The following is a 16714-nucleotide window of genomic DNA, read 5'->3' as shown; positions in this document are numbered from 1 at the left end:
GCCCGGACCGCGACCCGTGTGCGCGCGGGCCATGAAACCTCGTATGGTCATGTCCGTGTTGGAGGAGATGCGGATACGGTCGCTCGGAGTCATCGACGACGCGGTGGTGGAACTGTCACCCGGTTTCACCGCGGTGACCGGTGAGACCGGCGCGGGCAAGACCATGGTCGTCACCAGTCTGGGGCTGCTGCTCGGCGGGCGCGCCGACCCTGCCCTGGTGCGGATCGGTGCCAAGGCCGCTGTCGTCGAGGGCCGGATCACGGTGGCCGAGGGCGACGCGGTGGCGTTGCGGGCCGAGGAGGCCGGGGCCGAGATCGAGGACGGTGCGCTGCTCATCAGCCGGACCGTCTCCGCGGAAGGGCGCTCCCGGGCCCATCTCGGCGGCAGATCCGTGCCGGTGGGAGTGCTGGCCGAACTCGCCGACGAACTCGTCGCCGTGCACGGCCAGACCGACCAGCAGGGGCTGCTCAAGCCGGCCCGGCAGCGGCAGGCCCTGGACCGGTACGCGGGCGACGGTGTCGCCGTGCCCCACGCCAAGTACGAGGCGGCCTACAGGCGGCTGCGCGAGGTCGCCGGTGAGCTCGACGAGCTGACCACGCGCGCCCGTGAGCGCGCCCAGGAAGCCGATCTGCTGCGTTTCGGGCTGAACGAGATCGCTGCGGTCGAACCGCTGCCCGGCGAGGACGCCGACCTCGCCGCCGAGGCGCAGCGCCTGGGCCACGCCGATGCGCTGGCCTCCGCCGCCGCTCTCGCGCACACCGCGCTGGCCGGCAACCCCGAGGACCCGGAGGCCGTCGACGCGAGAGCCGTCGTCGCGGCCGCCGGACAGGCCCTGGACGGGGTGCGCGCCCACGATCCGGCGCTCGCCGCGCTCGCCGACCGGGTCGGCGAGATCTCGATCCTGCTCTCCGACGTCGCGGGCGAACTGTCCGGTTACGCCGACCAGCTGGACTCGGATCCGCTGCGGCTCGCCGCGGTCGAGGAGCGCCGCGCCGCGCTCACCGGTCTGACCCGCAAGTACGGCGTGGACATCGCCGCAGTGCTGGCCTGGGCCGAGGACGGAGTGGCCCGGCTGACCGAGCTGGAGGGCGACGACGACCGGATCGGCGAACTGACCGCGGAACGCGATGCCCTGCGCGCCGAACTCTCCAGCCTCGGCCAGGCGTTGACGGATGCCCGTACGGCAGCCGCCGCGCTCTTCGCCGACGCGGTGACCGCGGAACTCGCCTCCCTCGCCATGCCCCACGCCCGCGTCTCCTTCGACATCCGGCAGACCGAGGCGGCGGACGAGGCGTCGGGCATCGAGATCGACGGGCGCAACGTGGCGTACGGACCGTCCGGCGCCGACGAGGTCGAACTCCTGCTGGCCCCGCACCCCGGCGCCCAGCCCCGCCCGATCGCCAAGGGTGCGTCGGGCGGCGAACTGTCCCGGGTGATGCTCGCCGTCGAGGTGGTCTTCGCCGGCTCCGACCCCGTACCCACCTACCTCTTCGACGAGGTCGACGCGGGCGTCGGCGGCAAGGCGGCCGTCGAGGTCGGCCGGCGGCTGGCGAAGCTCGCCCGGTCGGCGCAGGTCGTGGTCGTCACCCACCTGCCCCAGGTGGCCGCGTTCGCCGATCGCCAGCTGCTGGTCGAGAAGACCGTGGACGGCTCGGTGACCAGCAGCGGTGTCACGGTCCTGGAGGGCGAGGACCGGGTACGGGAGCTGTCGCGGATGCTCGCGGGCCAGGAGGACTCCGAGACGGCCCGGGCACACGCGGAGGAACTGCTGGCCACGGCACGGGCGGACGGCTGAGCGCTCTGTCTGCATGAGCGGACGCGGCGCCTGCCCGTCCGTGCGCCTGTCCGCCCGTCGCCGCGCGGACGGAGACCCCGCGTCAGCCGGCTCACCGAGGCGGTCGGCAAGCGCTGATCCCGCGTCCGGTTCCGCCCGGGGTTCACCCGTGCGGGTGGTGCGCCACGCCCGGTTTGTCGCGGTGCGCCCCGGCGTATCGGCTCGGCCGTGCCGGAACGTGCGTACGGACTGGCATCCTTGACGGTGTACTTACGGCCGTCGGGTGACGCCGTTACCCCCGACTCGGGAGCCCCGGGAGCCATTCAACGTGTCACAGCTGCGTACGGTCCAAGTGCTGGGCGGCGGCAGTTCGGGCAGCAGCGCCCATGTCGGATCGCTGGCGGCCGGACTGGTCGCGCGAGGCGTGCAGGTCACCGTCTGCGCGCCCGCGGCGCTGGAGCGCGCCTACGAGTTCTCCGGCACGGGGGCCCGTTTCGTGCCGGTACCCCGGCGCAGTGACCCCGCCGCCGTCGCCACGCTGCGCGCCGCCTGCCAAGGTGCCGACGTCGTGCACGCGCACGGACTGCACGCCGCCGTGCGGGCCGCGCTGGCGCTCGGCGGCCGACAGGTCCCGCTGGTCATGACCTGGCACACCCGGGCCCACGCCGAGGGTGCGCGCCGCCGGCTGCTGCACATGCTGGAGCGAAGAGCCGCCCGTGCGGCGTCGGTTGTGCTCGGCACGTCGTCGGACCTGGTCGACCGGGCCCGGCGCCGCGGTGCGCGCGACGCCCGCCTCGCGCCCGTCGCCGTTCCCGCGCCACGTGTCCCCGCGCCGGCGCCCGAGGGCAAGGTTCGGGCCGAACTCGGTGCGGTGGAACGGCCGTTGATCGTGGCGGTGGGCAGCCTCGTACCGCATCACGGGTACGGCACGCTGCTCGATGCGGCACGGATGTGGCGCCGGCTCGACCCCGTACCTCTGCTGGTCATCGCGGGTGAGGGGCGTGAGCGGGCGGCGCTGCGGCGCCGGATCAAGGCCGAGGACCTGCCCGTCTCGCTGATCGGCGGCCGAGCCGACGTTCCCGAACTCCTGGCTGCCGCCGACCTGGTCGTGCTGCCCAGCCGCTGGGAGGCGCGTTCGGTGCTGGCCCAGGAGGCGTTGCGGATCGGCGCGCCGCTGGTCGCGACCGCGGTCGGCGGAGTGCCCGAACTCGTGGGTGACGCGGCGGAACTCGTGCCGTACGCGAACGCGGAGGCGCTCGCCCGGGCCGTCGCCCGGTTGCTCGGTGATCCGGCGGAGCGGGAACGACTGGCGGCCGCCGGCCCCAGACAGGCCGCGAGCTGGCCGACCGAGGACGACACGATCGCCCAAGTGCTCAGCGTGTACGACGAGTTGGTGCAGCCGCTCGCGGTGGCCCGGACCCGCTGAGGCCGCCGGTCACGTCGCATGGCGGCGGGCGCGCAGGGCCAGGCTCAGTGCCAGGACGGCCTGCGGGTCGTCCAGATCGGTGCCGAGCAGCTCACCGATGCGGGCCAGCCGGTTGTACAGCGTCTGGCGGTTCAGATGCAGTTCGCGTGCCGTCTCCGCCTTGCGGCCCGCATGGGCCAGATACGTCTCCAGCGTGGGCAGCAGCGGCGGGCGCGAGGTGCGGTCGTGATCGCGGAGCGGGCCGATCGCCCGCTCGACGAACGCCGCCAGATCCGGATGGTCCCGCAGCCGCCACAGCAGCAGATCGATGTCGAGCCGCCGGGCGTCGTACCAGGGCCGGTCGCTCAGCCCCTGGGCCGCGGTCGCCGTCTCCGCCGCGTGCCGCAGCCCCGCACCGGCCGCCGCCCAGCTGCCCGCCACCCCGACCACCACGACGGGGGGATGGGAGCCCGCCCGCTCCAGGCCGGCCCGCTCCACCCCGGCCCGCAGCGCCGCGGCGACCCGGTCGGCCACCGCCGTACGCTCCGTCTCCGTACGCAGCCCCAGCAGCAGCGGCACCCGGCCCTCCACCGGCCGCACCCCGAGCAGCACCGGCACCCCCACCGAGGACAGCTCCTCCAGGACCGCGCGTGCCATCAGCGCCCAGTTCCCGGAGGGGGAGAGCTCCGGGGCCAGCCGCATCACCACGGGGAGCAGCGGCATCTCGCCCGGCTTGAAGCCCAGTACACGTGCCTGGGCCGGCGCGTCCTCGGGTGTGATGCGGCCCTCCGCGAGGTCGGTGAGGAAGTCACCACGGCCGCGCGCCGCGAGCTCCTCCTCCTGGCGGGCCTGCATCAGCACCACCGCGAGGATGCCCGCCGCCCGTTCCGCCGCCATCCGGTGCACCGGCACCAGCGGCGCGTCCACCGCCAACAGGACCAGCCTGGCCCGCACCGAGCCGGTTCCCGGGCCACCGCCCGGCACATCCACCAGCACCGAGCCGACGGGTGGCGACTCACGGGCGGCCCGGCCGCCCCGCATTCCGTCCCAGACCTGGAGCGGATCGGCGGACACCGGGCCCGACTCGGTGCCCGCCGCGTACAGCAGCTGGCCGTCGGCCGTCTCCAGGAAGACCGGGTTGGCCGTGAAATCCGCCAGGATGCCGAGCACCTGGGGCACCCCGCCGCCACCGAGCAGCGCCTGGGTGCAGCGCCGGTGGACCTCCTCGGCCTGCTGCAGGAGCGCGTAGTGGCCGTTGACGATCTCGGTGTGGATCTCCTCCGTCACCGTCACGAACGGCACCTCGCGGTGCAGCTGGACCAGCGGCAGCCCGGCTGCGCGGGCGGCGTCCACGATCGAGGACGGCAGCCTGCTGAAGCGCGGACCGAGTTCCACGACGAGGGCGGCGATCCCGCGGTCGGCGAGCCGCCGGACGAACGCCCGCTGTTCGGCAGGGCGGGTTCCGAGACCCAGGCCGGTGGTGAGGAGCAGCTCGCCGCCCTTGAGCAGCGACGCGATGTTGGGGACCTCGCCCGCGTGTACCCAGCGCACGGTACGGCCGAGCCGGTCGCCTCCGGTCACCACCTCGGGGAGTCCGCTGCGCAGACCCGGCAGCTCAAGGGCTCGCTGCACGGTGATGCCGCCTTGGGTCTCCACTGGCTCTGGCCTCGCGTTTCGCGTCTGTCGGACCGGGTGGCCGCACGGCTGCGGTCACCCTGGTCAGGAAGGTACCGGCCCGGGACGCCGGAGGCTCTGTCGGGGCGGTACGCCGTTGACAGGGCCGGGGCCCGCTGCGATCTTGAAAATCCTGCTACCGGGACGAGGGGGAGCAAGCATGGACGAGGATGCGCTGCCGTACGGGGAGCGGGTCGGTCCCGGCGCGCCCGTGAGGACGGCGGACGCGGGGCCGGACGATCCCCTGCCCGGCCCGTTGCCCGGCCCGTTGCCCGGCCCGCTGGTCGGCCCGGACTGGCTCGCCGGACGGCTCGGCTCCCCGGGGCTCCTGGTGCTCGATGCCTCCGTCGGCGCGCACCGGGGGTCCGCGCAGCGGATCGTGGGTGCGCGGCCGTTCGACATCGACGGCACGCTCTCCGACCACACGGGACCGCTGCCCCACACGATGCCCGACGCCGGACGGTTCACCGAGGAGCTGCGCTCTCTCGGCCTGCACGACGGCGACACGGTCGTGGTCTACGACGCGGTGGGCATCTACTCCAGCGCCCGGGCCTGGTGGATGCTCCGTGCGATGGGCTTCGACCGGGTCGCGGTGCTCGACGGGGGCCTGCCCGGCTGGGCGGCTGCCGGACTGCCGACGGAGGACGGCGCACCCACCGCCCCCGCGGAGCGCGGTGACTTCACCGCCAGGCCGCGCGCGGGACTGCTCGTGGGCGCCGACGCGGTGGCGGCGGCCCTCTCCGACCCGGCATCCGCAGTCTTCGACGCCCGGTCCCGGGAACGCTTTCGCGGGACGGCCCCCGAGCCGCGCCCGGGCCTGCGCGGCGGCCATATGCCCGGGGCGGTCAGTCTGCCCTTCGGCGAGATCCAGCACGAGGGCCGGATGCGCCCGGCGGAGGAACTGCGGGCCGCGTTCACCGCGCTGGCGCAGGACCGGGAGCGGCTGTTCTTCAGCTGCGGATCGGGTGTCACCGCCTGCGTCCTGACGCTGGGCGCCGCGCTGGCCGGGTACCGCGAGCTGGCGGTGTACGACGGCTCCTGGAGCGAGTGGGGGCTGCCCTCGGAGCACCGTCCGGTGGTGACGGACCAGGAGGCGGAGGCCGGCTGACGGCGGTGGTGGTGCTGCGGTGAGCCCGGGGTCCCGTCCCGCAGAGATCCTCCGGACCGAAGCAGAGATCCGCACACGTACGCCGTCGGGACGCAGCCGGTTCGGACCGGCGTCCCGCTCCGGCCCGGCCTCTGCATCAGCAGGTCGTCATGCCGATGGCGACGGCACGCCTCGACGAGCTCCCGGCCCGCCTGCCGCCTTCGGCGCGCAGGTCGACAAACCGACCGAATGCCAAGGCGAGCGCTTCGGTGACAGGGCAGTGGCCGAGTCGACGAATCGCTCGGCCTCATGGTCGACATCCACCACAGGGCCTCACCGGGCCGGCGGATCGCCCACGAGCGACACGCGCGGGGGAGCGTGTCGCCGGGCCGCCGGGTGCCTGCTCGTCGACGTGTCCGACCGGGCGGTCGGCCCTGCGCGCCCAGCCGGCCGACGTCAGCCCACGTACGCCCCGCTTGCAGTCAGCCGCAGCGCCGTGTCGATCAGCGGCACATGGCTGAACGCCTGCGGGAAGTTGCCCACCTGGCGCTGCAGCCGCGCGTCCCACTCCTCGGCCAGCAGCCCCAGGTCGTTGCGCAGGGACAGCAGGCGCTCGAAGAGCTGGCGGGCCTCGTCGACCCGGCCGATCATCGCCAGGTCGTCCGCCAGCCAGAACGAACACGCCAGGAACGCGCCCTCGTCGCCCTCCAGACCGTCCACGCCCGCGTTCTCGCCCGAGGTGGGGTAGCGGAGCACGAAGCCGTCCTCGGTGGACAGCTCCCGCTGGATCGCCTCGATCGTGCCGATGACCCGCTTGTCGTCGGGCGGCAGGAACCCCATCTGGGGGATCAGCAGCAGGGAGGCGTCCAGTTCCTTCGACCCGTAGGACTGGGTGAAGGTGTTGCGCTCCCTGTCGTAGCCGCGTTCGCAGACGTCGCGGTGGATGTCGTCGCGCAGCTCGCGCCACCTCTCCAGCGGTCCGTCCGTGTCGCCGGACTCGATCAGCTTGATGGTCCGGTCGACCGCGACCCAGGCCATCACCTTGGAGTGCACGAAGTGCCGGCGCGGCCCGCGCACCTCCCAGATGCCCTCGTCCGGCTCGTCCCAGTGCTTCTCCAGGTACCCGATCAGCTTGAGCTGGAGACCGGTCGCGTAGTCGTTACGGGTCAGCCCCGTCATGTGCGCGAGGTGCAGGGCCTCGGTGACCTCGCCGTACACATCCAGCTGGAGCTGGCCCGCCGCGCCGTTGCCGACCCGGACCGGGCCGGAGTTCTCGTAACCCGGCAGCCAGTCCAGCTCCGCCTCGCCGAGCTCCCGCTCGCCCGCGATGCCGTACATGATCTGGAGGTTCTCGGGGTCGCCCGCGACCGCCCGCAGCAGCCACTCGCGCCAGGCGCGGGCCTCCTCGCGGTAGCCGGTGCGCAGGAGCGAGGAGAGAGTGATCGCGGCGTCGCGCAGCCAGGTGTAGCGGTAGTCCCAGTTGCGTGAACCGCCGATGTCCTCCGGCAGGGACGTGGTCGGCGCGGCGACGATGCCGCCGGTCGGCGCGTACGTCAGGGCCTTCAGAGTGATCAGCGAGCGGACCACGGCCTCGCGGTAGGGGCCGTGGTACGTGCACTGGGCGACCCACTCGCGCCAGAAGTCCGCGGTGGCCTCCAGCGAGCCCTCCGGATCCGGGAGGGCGGGCGGTTCGCGGTGCGAGGGCTGCCAGCTGATCGTGAACGCGATCCGGTCACCGGGGGCGACGGTGAAGTCGGAGTACGTCGTCAGGTTCTCGCCGAAGGTCTCAGCGGGGGTGTCCAGCCAGACCGAGTCCGGGCCCGCGACGGCGACCGTACGGCCGTCCACCTTGTGTACCCAGGGGGTGACGCGCCCGTAGCTGAACCGCATCCGCAGCTCCGAGCGCATGGGCACCCGGCCGCTGATCCCCTCCACGATCCGGATCAGCTGGGGCGCGCCGTCGCGAGGCGGCATGAAGTCGGTCACTCTGACCGTGCCGCGCGGCGTGTCCCATTCCGATTCCAGGATCAGTGAGTCCCCGCGATAGCGGCGACGGTCCGCCTGCGGCGGTTCCGTGCCCTCCGCGCGGGCCGGTCCCAGGCGCCAGAAGCCGTGCTCCTCGGTACCCAGCAGTCCCGCGAAGACGGCGTGTGAATCGAAGCGGGGCAGGCACAGCCAGTCGGCCGTGCCGTCCCGGCAGACCAGGGCGGCGGTCTGCATGTCTCCGATGAGTGCGTAATCCTCGATGCGCCCGGCCACGTGCATCTCCAGTCGAACGGCCATGTCGCCCCGTGGGGCGCTTACTGCGGGTCAAGAGGTCGTTGCAGGGGGTTGATGTGGGGGAACCTGCGAGCTCATACCTCGCCCGGAGCGAGTGTCCGAGCAGGATACGACGCACCCGGGTGATCCGCGCGACGCTCTCGGCAACAGAGATGAGCCGAACGGGTGGGGCGTGTGAGACATGCGGTGATCCCGTGTGCAGGATGTGCCGGGAGTGGCCGGAAGCAGGCTCCCCTCGTCGCTGATACCCTGGTAGCCCGTGGACCGGTGGTCGTCGGCGACAGCAGACGAGGCCCCCGAACCGCAGCGACGGCACCTCCGGATTCTCCGGATGGGAATGCCGGTACGCACCTCACGATCGCGACCACGGGAGCCCCCTTTGGCTATGCAGCCCACATCCACGACGACCAAGCACATCTTCGTCACCGGGGGTGTCGCCTCTTCCCTCGGCAAGGGTCTGACTGCCTCCAGCCTCGGTGCCCTGCTCAAGGCGCGCGGCCTTCGGGTCACCATGCAGAAGCTCGACCCCTACCTGAACGTCGACCCGGGCACGATGAACCCCTTCCAGCACGGCGAGGTGTTCGTCACCAACGACGGCGCCGAGACCGACCTGGACATCGGCCACTACGAGCGCTTCCTCGACGTGGACCTCGACGGCTCGGCCAACGTCACCACCGGCCAGGTCTACTCGCAGGTCATCGCCAAGGAGCGGCGCGGCGAGTACCTCGGTGACACCGTGCAGGTCATCCCGCACATCACCAACGAGATCAAGCACCGCATCCGCCGCATGGCCACCGACGACGTCGACGTCGTCATCACCGAGGTCGGCGGCACGGTCGGCGACATCGAGTCGCTGCCGTTCCTGGAGACCGTCCGCCAGGTCCGCCACGAGGTCGGCCGGGACAACGTCTTCGTCGTGCACATCTCGCTGCTGCCCTACATCGGCCCGTCCGGCGAGCTCAAGACCAAGCCCACCCAGCACTCGGTGGCGGCACTTCGCAACATCGGTATCCAGCCGGACGCCATCGTGCTGCGCGCCGACCGCGACGTACCGACCGCCATCAAGCGCAAGATCTCGCTGATGTGCGACGTCGACGAGGCGGCCGTGGTGGCCTGCCCGGACGCCAAGTCGATCTACGACATCCCCAAGGTGCTGCACTCCGAGGGCCTGGACGCCTACGTCGTGCGCAAGCTCGACCTGCCGTTCCGCGACGTCGACTGGACCACCTGGGGGGATCTGCTGGACCGCGTCCACAACCCCGACCACGAGGTCACCGTCGCGCTGGTCGGCAAGTACATCGACCTGCCCGACGCCTACCTCTCGGTCACCGAGGCCATCCGGGCCGGCGGCTTCGCCAACAAGGCCCGCGTCAAGGTCAAGTGGGTCGCGTCCGACGACTGCAAGACCCCGGCCGGCGCCAAGAAGCAGCTCGGCGACGTCGACGCCATCTGCATCCCCGGCGGTTTCGGCGAGCGCGGCGTCATCGGCAAGGTCGGCGCCATCCAGTACGCCCGCGAGAACAAGGTGCCGCTGCTCGGCCTCTGCCTGGGCCTGCAGTGCATCGTGATCGAGGCGGCGCGCAACCTCGCCGAGATCCCCGACGCCAACTCCACAGAGTTCGACGCGGCCACCGCCCACCCCGTCATCTCGACGATGGAGGAGCAGCTGGCGTACGTCGAGGGCGCGGGCGACCTGGGCGGCACCATGCGGCTCGGCCTGTACCCGGCGAAGCTCGCCGAGGGCTCGATCGTCCGTGAGGCCTACGACGGCCAGCCGTACGTGGACGAGCGCCACCGTCACCGCTACGAGGTCAACAACGCCTACCGCGCCGAGCTGGAGAAGAAGGCCGGTCTGGTCTTCTCCGGCACCTCCCCGGACAACAAGCTCGTCGAGTACGTCGAGTACCCGCGCGAGGTCCACCCCTACCTGGTCGCCACCCAGGCACACCCGGAGCTGCGCTCCCGCCCGACCCGCCCGCACCCGCTCTTCGCGGGCCTGGTGAAGGCGGCCGTCGCGCGCAAGACGGCCGCCACGCCGGGCAAGTAACGGCATCCCTGCAGGCGTTACGGTTGACCGGGGTACGCATCCTTCGAGGACGCGTACCCCGGTCACTGTTTTTTGTGGGAGGACGTAGATGGGTTTCCAGGACACGCCCGAGGAATGGCCGGTCACCGCGACCGAGACTCCGTTCCGGGGCAACAAGACCAGCGTCCGCACCGATGACGTGGAGATGCCCGACGGTACGGTCGCGCGCCGCGACTACCAGGTCCACCCCGGCTCGGTCGCCGTGCTGGCACTCGACGACGAGGACCGCGTCCTCGTGCTGCGCCAGTACCGCCACCCGGTGCGCCACAAGCTGTGGGAGATTCCCGCCGGACTCCTCGATGTGCCCGGTGAGAACCCGCTGCACGCCGCGCAGCGCGAGCTCTACGAGGAGGCGTACGTCAAGGCCGAGGACTGGCGGGTGCTGACCGACGTCTACACGACGCCCGGCGGCTGCGACGAGGCCGTACGGATCTTCCTCGCCCGGAACATCTCCGAGGCGGACGGGGAGCGCTTCGAGGTCTCCGAGGAGGAGGCCGACATGGAGCAGGCCCGGGTGCCGCTCCAGGATCTCGTGCGGGGTGTCCTCGCCGGGGACCTGCACAACAGCTGCCTGGTGGTGGGGGTGCTCTCGCTCGCGGCGGCGCTTGCGGGCGACGGGGCCGACTCGCTGCGGCCCGCGGAGGCGCCCTGGCCCGCCCGGCCGTTCGAGGCCTGACGGCCTGACGGCCCGTCGGGAACATCGAGGGAGACGCTCGCGCGGCCCCGGGCGGATGCTGCTCCCTCGCATCCCCCGGTCGGAAAACATGCTGATCCGATCGGGGGACCTCCCCGCCGCGCTCCACCTGATTCGCCCACTCGCCTGAACTACGCTCGGAATGCCCTGACCGGAGTTCCGGCGGGCGACGCGTGCAGCGAAGTGGAGCGTGGCCCGTGACGGATCAGGCGGTGGACACCAGCGGCCCGGCCGAGGCAGCGGGGACCGAGGAGCCGGCCGCCGTCGAACCGCCCCGATTCTTCGGGCGCGAGCGCGAGTTGAAGGAACTGCGGGCCGATATCGAACGGGCCGGACTGGACACCATGGCCGGTCGCAAGAGCGGCCGGGCCCGGGTCCTGCTGATCGCGGGCCGCCCCGGTTCCGGCCGTACCGCACTGGCCGGCGAACTCACCCGCCGGCTGCTCGGCACGGGCGACTACCCCGACGGGCTGATCCGCGTCCGGCTCTCCGAACCCGGTGGCATCCCCGTCCCCGCCGAAGGCGCCGCGCGCGAACTCCTGCGCGGCCTGGACGTGGCCGGCCCGCCCGGCGCGGACGCGGACGAACTGTCCGAGATGGTCCGCGAGGCGCTCGCCGTACGCCGCGTCCTGCTCCTGCTCGACGACGCGTCCGACGCCGAACAGGTCGACCCGCTGCTGCCGGACAATCCGGACTGTCTCGTCATCGCCACCGCTCAGGGCCCGCTGACCGGCATCCCCGGCGTCCGGCCCTGCACCATCGGCGGCCTGGACGCGGGCTCCGCCGTGGAACTGCTCGCCCATGCGATCGGCCAGGTCAGGATCACCGTCGACCCACTGACGGCGGAGACCCTGGCGGAGGAGTGCGGTGGGCAGCCCGCCGCACTGGTCATGGTCGGGGGCTGGCTGGCCACCCACCCGACTGCGTCGGTGGCCGACGTCACCAAACAGCTGCGGGAACTGCCGGACGACAGTGAGCAGCCCACCGGGGCCCGGCCGTTGGCCCGCGCCTTCCGGCTGGTCCATGACTCGCTGCCGCCGACCGCCGCCCGGATACTGCGTCTGCTCTCCCTCGCCCCGGCCGGGCTCGCCGACGCCCACACCGCGTCGGCGCTCGCCGGCTGTTCCGTCTCGGCCGCCCGGACCACCCTCGACGACTTCGTGCGGCTGGGGCTGCTGCGGAGCGACGGGGCCGAGGAGCCGCAGTACGAGGTGCCCGGCTGCCTCGCATCGCTGCTGCGGGCGCTGCTGGAGGACCGGGACCGCCCGGCCGAGATCCAGCTCGCCCGGGCCCGGATGCTGGAGCGCACCGTGCGCCTGCTCCAGTCCTGCCGCGCGGTCACCGAACCCGAGGGCTCCCCGGCCCGGCGCAAGCTTGCCGGGCTGCCGCGCTCCTTGCGGTTCCCAGGCCCCGAGGCGGCCGCCGCCTGGCTGCGGATCCGCAGGCCCGCACTGGTCGCCTCCGCCCGGATCGCCGTCGAGGACGGTGAACTCGACACCCTGGCAAGGCGGTTGGTGGCCGCTCTGGTGCGGGCGCTGGCCGTGCACGAGGGCACCGAGGCGGCCGCGCCCGACCTTTACGGACTGCACGGTCTGGTGCTGGCCGTCGCGGAGCGGCGCGATCTTCCCCGGGAGCGGGCGGCCGCGCTGCTCAACCTCGCCGATCTGGACGCCGGGACCGGCCGGACCCGGGAGGCGCTGGCCCGCTACCGGGCCGCGCTGGATGCCGGACGGGCCGCGAAGGATCCGTACGCCACCGGCCGCGCCATGGAATCCCTAGGCGGCGCCTACGCGGAGCTGGGTGACTTCCACCGGGCCTCCGACTGGTACGGGCGGGCGCTCGCCCAGCGGCTCACCCAGGGCGAACGGGCCGACGAGGCGCGGCTCTACGGGCGGCTCGGCACCGTCCACACCTACGCGGGCAGGTACGGCGAGGCGCTGCGGAACTGGCGGGCGGCCGCGGCGGGCTACCGCAGGCTCGGCGATGTGCCCGCCCAGGCGCGGGCGCTCAGCGAGGTCGCCCGGGTCCAGGAGTATGCGGGCCGTCCGCAGGAGTCGCTGCAGACCTGCCGGGAGGCCGTGGAGTGGGCGCGCCAGGCCAAGGACCTGCGACTGCAGGCCGCGCTGGAGCTCCGGCTGGCCGACACCCTCGACCGCCTCGGCGACCCCGCAGCTGCGGGGCTGCACAGGGGTGCGGCCGAGAGATTGCTGGGCGAGGAGAGTGCGGCCTACGAAATCCGTAGTGCGACGACAGAAAATTAATGCTTTGTAAGGCTAGACAGCGAGAAGCCCTTCATTAGACTGGCTCTGCCGCGGGTGTTCGCGGTGTCTCCATTTACGCTGTGTCTATCCGGGTATGTATAGCTATGTCCGGGTAACCCTCTGAGCCAAGGACCGTGATCGACGTGAAGGTCGGCATCCCCCGCGAAGTCAAGAACAACGAGTTCCGCGTGGCGATCACGCCTGCCGGTGTGCACGAACTCGTCCGTTACGGCCACCAGGTCGTCGTCGAGGAGAACGCCGGGGCCGGCTCCTCCATCACGGACGAGGAGTACGTCGCCGCCGGAGCGCAGATCCTGCCCACCGCCGACGAGGTCTGGGCCACCGCGGACCTGCTGCTGAAGGTCAAGGAGCCGGTCGCCGAGGAGTACCACCGCCTCCGCAAGGACCAGACCCTCTTCACGTACCTGCACCTCGCCGCCTCCCGCGCGTGCACGGACGCGCTCCTGGAGTCCGGCACCACGGCCATCGCCTACGAGACCGTCGAGACCGCGAACCGCGCGCTGCCGCTGCTCGCCCCGATGTCCGAGGTCGCGGGCCGGCTGGCCCCGCAGGTCGGCGCGTACCACCTGATGCGTTCGGTCGGTGGCCGCGGTGTGCTGCCCGGCGGTGTCCCGGGCACTGCGGCCGGCAAGGCCGTCGTCATCGGCGGTGGCGTCTCCGGCTGGAACGCCACGCAGATCGCCGTGGGTCTCGGCTTCCACGTCACGCTGCTCGACAAGGACATCAACAAGCTCCGTGAGGCCGACAAGATCTTCGGCACCAAGGTGCAGACCGTCGTCTCCAACGCCTTCGAGCTGGAGAAGGCCGTCGTCGAGGCCGACCTCGTCGTCGGTGCCGTGCTGATCCCCGGCGCGAAGGCCCCGAAGCTGGTCACCAACGAGCTCGTCGCCAAGATGAAGCCCGGAAGTGTACTTGTCGACATTGCAATTGATCAGGGTGGTTGCTTCGAGGACTCGCACCCGACGACGCACGCCGAGCCGACCTTCATGGTTCACGACTCGGTCTTCTACTGCGTCGCGAACATGCCGGGCGCGGTTCCGAACACCTCCACGTACGCCCTCACCAACGCGACGCTGCCTTACATCGTGGAGCTCGCGAACCGTGGCTGGGCCGAGGCGCTGCGCCGGGACGCCGCGCTCGCCAAGGGGCTCAACACCCATGACGGGCAGGTCGTTTACCGCGAGGTGGCCGAGGCGCACGGCCTCGACCACGTCGAGTTGAGCACGCTTCTCGGCTGACGGGTCAACGCTTCCCGTCAACCTCGTGCGTCCGGCCGGACCTTGCCGAGCAAGGTCCGGCCGGACGTGTGTCGGGCCTCCCGGAGGCCCCGTGCAACTCGCCTCGAACGTAACCCTTTAACCGATTCGTGCACCCTCGAAAAGCGCGCCCGATGGGCTGTGCACCCTTGACAGCGGGGTGTTCGATTGCCGACACATTGGGCCGGGTCCGGCGGATTGTGTTGCTGCGGACCGGTGACACGCCATAGAGTCGCCAATCGTCGGCATGGTGCCACGCTGACCTATCGATAAGTTTCCTGGTCACGTCCAAGGAGGTAAGACGACTTGTGAATGAGTCGACATTTACTCCCGGGGGTGTTCATCCAGGGATGCCTGCACGGGGCCAGAGCCCGAACGGGCTGGAGGCTGTCGGCTCCGTCGCTGTCCGCACCTTCGCCACCCACCAGCACATGACGACAGCCCCCCAGATGATGGACGGCCTACACGTGAACGCCATGGCCGGCAACGAGAGTGGCCGGAACACCGCCCACTTCGCCGACTTCGACGAAGCGCCCCAGGGGCACTTCTACGACCCGGACGCCGAGTACGAGCCCGATCCGGAGTACGCGGCCACCCTCGCGCCCGATGCCGCCCGGCAGCGCCGCGAGCGGATCGGCCCCACCGGCCGGCCCCTGCCCTACTTCCCGATCCCGGGCCCGCTGACCGATCACGGTCCCGCGAAGATCATCGCGATGTGCAACCAGAAGGGCGGCGTCGGCAAGACCACGTCGACCATCAACCTGGGTGCCGCGCTCGCGGAGTACGGCCGGCGTGTCCTGCTCGTCGACTTCGACCCGCAGGGAGCCCTGTCGGTCGGCCTCGGCGTCAACCCGATGGAGCTCGACCTCACCGTCTACAACCTGCTCATGGAGCGGGGCATGGCGGCCGACGAGGTCCTCCTGAAGACCGCCGTGCCCAACATGGACCTGCTGCCGAGCAACATCGACCTGTCCGCCGCCGAGGTCCAGCTGGTCAGCGAGGTCGCCCGCGAGTCCACGCTCCAGCGCGCCCTGAAGCCGCTGATGGCCGACTACGACTACATCGTGATCGACTGCCAGCCCTCGCTCGGCCTGCTCACGGTGAACGCGCTGACCGCCGCGCACAAGGTGATAGTGCCGCTCGAGTGCGAGTTCTTCGCGCTGCGCGGTGTGGCGCTGCTCACCGAGACCATCGAGAAGGTCCAGGAGCGGCTCAACCCGGACCTGGAGCTCGACGGCATCCTCGCCACCATGTACGACTCCCGTACGGTGCACAGCCGCGAGGTCCTCGCGCGCGTCGTCGAGGCATTCGACGATCACGTCTACCACACGGTCATCGGGCGCACGGTCCGCTTCCCGGAGACCACGGTCGCCGGTGAGCCCATCACCACGTACGCCTCCAACTCGGTCGGTGCCGCCGCCTATCGCCAGCTCGCCAGGGAGGTGCTCGCCCGGTGTCACGCCGAGTGAGTCTGCCCGGGGCCGACGAACTGTTCCGTACCACCGGGGGGATGGGGCTGCAGTCCTCGTCCCCCGCGGAGCGGCGGCGCAAGGCGAACGGCGAGACCCGGGTACCGGCTCCGGCCGGCGAGGGGGATTCCGGGGACGGCACGTCGGGGGAGGGTTCCGAGGCCTCCGCAGGCGCGGCCCCCTCCTCGCAGGAGGAGCACTCCGCGGCGGACACCGACGCCGGCGGCTCGCGCAGCCGCGGCGGTGAGAACGACCGCGTCGCGGTGGCCGCACAGGCCGGGCGCCGCCCGCAGCCGCCGTCCTCGCAGGAACCGGTTCCCGCCCCTGTCGTGCAGCAGCAGCGCAGACGCGGTGGCGGGCGCGGGGCGAACCGCAGGCCCAGTGGCCGGGAGCGCCACGACGAGAAGATCACGGTCTACGTCTCCGCCGAGGAGCTGATGGACCTCGAACACGCGAGGCTGGTGCTGCGCGGCGAGCACGGCCTGGCCGTCGACCGCGGACGCATCGTCCGTGAGGCCGTCGCCGTGGTTCTCGCGGACCTGGAGTCACGGGGCGACGCGAGCATCCTCGTTCGGCGGCTGCGCGGCCGCTGAGCGGCGCGGCGCCGGTAGCCTGCCCGGAGGGCGGCCGCCGGCCGAGCGGCGCGGCCTGTCCCGTCCCGTACGGGCCGCCGCCCGCCGCCCGTGTTCCGTCGCACCCTGGATCTT

11 protein-coding genes are annotated in these 16714 nt (G+C 72.1%); 9 read left to right on the top strand and 2 right to left on the bottom strand.

Annotation, left to right across the window (positions count from 1 at the left end; translation table 11 throughout):
- Positions 1-49 precede the first annotated feature (49 nt).
- Together recN and SH922_RS08245 are read left to right on the top strand one after the other, a co-directional pair.
- Positions 50-1795, top strand: a complete 1746-nt coding sequence (gene recN, locus SH922_RS08250) for a DNA repair protein RecN (protein WP_393056481.1) — start codon at positions 50-52, stop codon at positions 1793-1795.
- A gap of 307 nt (positions 1796-2102) precedes the next feature.
- Complete coding sequence (locus tag SH922_RS08245; RefSeq protein ID WP_393056479.1) at positions 2103-3200, top strand: glycosyltransferase family 4 protein; 1098 nt, start codon at positions 2103-2105, stop codon at positions 3198-3200.
- 9 nt (positions 3201-3209) lie between these two features.
- Here the strand turns inward: SH922_RS08245 and SH922_RS08240 are convergent, their stop codons facing one another.
- Positions 3210-4835 carry a PucR family transcriptional regulator gene (locus tag SH922_RS08240; protein WP_393056477.1) on the bottom strand — a complete coding sequence of 542 codons (1626 nt, stop codon included), beginning with the start codon at positions 4833-4835 and terminating at the stop codon, positions 3210-3212.
- Positions 4836-5013: 178 nt separating this feature from the next.
- Here SH922_RS08240 and SH922_RS08235 point away from each other — a divergent pair, with 178 nt between their 5' ends.
- A complete protein-coding gene (locus SH922_RS08235) occupies positions 5014-5961 on the top strand; it encodes a sulfurtransferase (RefSeq protein ID WP_393056475.1) in 948 nt (315 codons plus the stop codon).
- 435 nt (positions 5962-6396) lie between these two features.
- On the opposite strand, the gene SH922_RS08230 is transcribed toward SH922_RS08235, so the two are convergent.
- Entirely contained in the window at positions 6397-8199 is a 1803-nt protein-coding gene (locus SH922_RS08230) for a glycoside hydrolase family 15 protein (protein ID WP_393063492.1), read from the bottom strand.
- A 406-nt stretch (positions 8200-8605) separates the two neighbouring features.
- On the opposite strand from SH922_RS08230, the gene SH922_RS08225 reads away from it, so the two are divergent.
- The 6 genes from SH922_RS08225 to SH922_RS08200 all read left to right on the top strand — a co-directional run bounded on the left by SH922_RS08225 (position 8606) and on the right by SH922_RS08200 (position 16600).
- A complete protein-coding gene (locus SH922_RS08225; RefSeq protein WP_393056473.1) occupies positions 8606-10267 on the top strand; it encodes a CTP synthase in 1662 nt (553 codons plus the stop codon).
- 88 nt (positions 10268-10355) lie between these two features.
- Positions 10356-10982 carry an NUDIX domain-containing protein gene (locus SH922_RS08220; protein WP_393056471.1) on the top strand — a complete coding sequence of 209 codons (627 nt, stop codon included), beginning with the start codon at positions 10356-10358 and terminating at the stop codon, positions 10980-10982.
- A 215-nt stretch (positions 10983-11197) separates the two neighbouring features.
- On the top strand, positions 11198-13261 hold the full coding sequence (locus tag SH922_RS08215; protein WP_393056469.1) for a tetratricopeptide repeat protein: 2064 nt from the start codon (positions 11198-11200) through the stop codon (positions 13259-13261).
- Positions 13262-13404: 143 nt separating this feature from the next.
- Entirely contained in the window at positions 13405-14520 is a 1116-nt protein-coding gene (gene ald, locus SH922_RS08210) for an alanine dehydrogenase (protein WP_393063491.1), read from the top strand.
- Between the two features lie 368 nt (positions 14521-14888).
- Positions 14889-16007, top strand: coding sequence for a ParA family protein (locus SH922_RS08205; protein ID WP_393056467.1), 1119 nt, complete (start codon positions 14889-14891; stop codon positions 16005-16007).
- Positions 16004-16600 carry a hypothetical protein gene (locus SH922_RS08200; protein ID WP_393063490.1) on the top strand — a complete coding sequence of 199 codons (597 nt, stop codon included), beginning with the start codon at positions 16004-16006 and terminating at the stop codon, positions 16598-16600. The genes SH922_RS08205 and SH922_RS08200 overlap by 4 nt, the downstream gene beginning before the upstream one ends.
- Positions 16601-16714: the final 114 nt, after the last annotated feature.

Source organism: Streptomyces sp. LN549, from assembly GCF_043203805.1.
Classification (GTDB): domain Bacteria; phylum Actinomycetota; class Actinomycetes; order Streptomycetales; family Streptomycetaceae; genus Streptomyces.
This window is presented reverse-complemented; position numbering and strand designations above follow the sequence as displayed.

Bases quoted from the DNA above. Each gene is read 5' to 3' on its own strand.
- SH922_RS08220 (WP_393056471.1), top strand. From the start codon at position 10,356: ATGGGTTTCCAGGACACGCCCGAGGAATGGCCGGTCACCGCGACCGAG.
- SH922_RS08205 (WP_393056467.1), top strand. From the start codon at position 14,889: ATGCCTGCACGGGGCCAGAGCCCGAACGGGCTGGAGGCTGTCGGCTCC.
- SH922_RS08235 (WP_393056475.1), top strand. From the start codon at position 5,014: ATGGACGAGGATGCGCTGCCGTACGGGGAGCGGGTCGGTCCCGGCGCG.
- SH922_RS08225 (WP_393056473.1), top strand. From the start codon at position 8,606: ATGCAGCCCACATCCACGACGACCAAGCACATCTTCGTCACCGGGGGT.
- recN (WP_393056481.1), top strand. From the start codon at position 50: ATGTCCGTGTTGGAGGAGATGCGGATACGGTCGCTCGGAGTCATCGAC.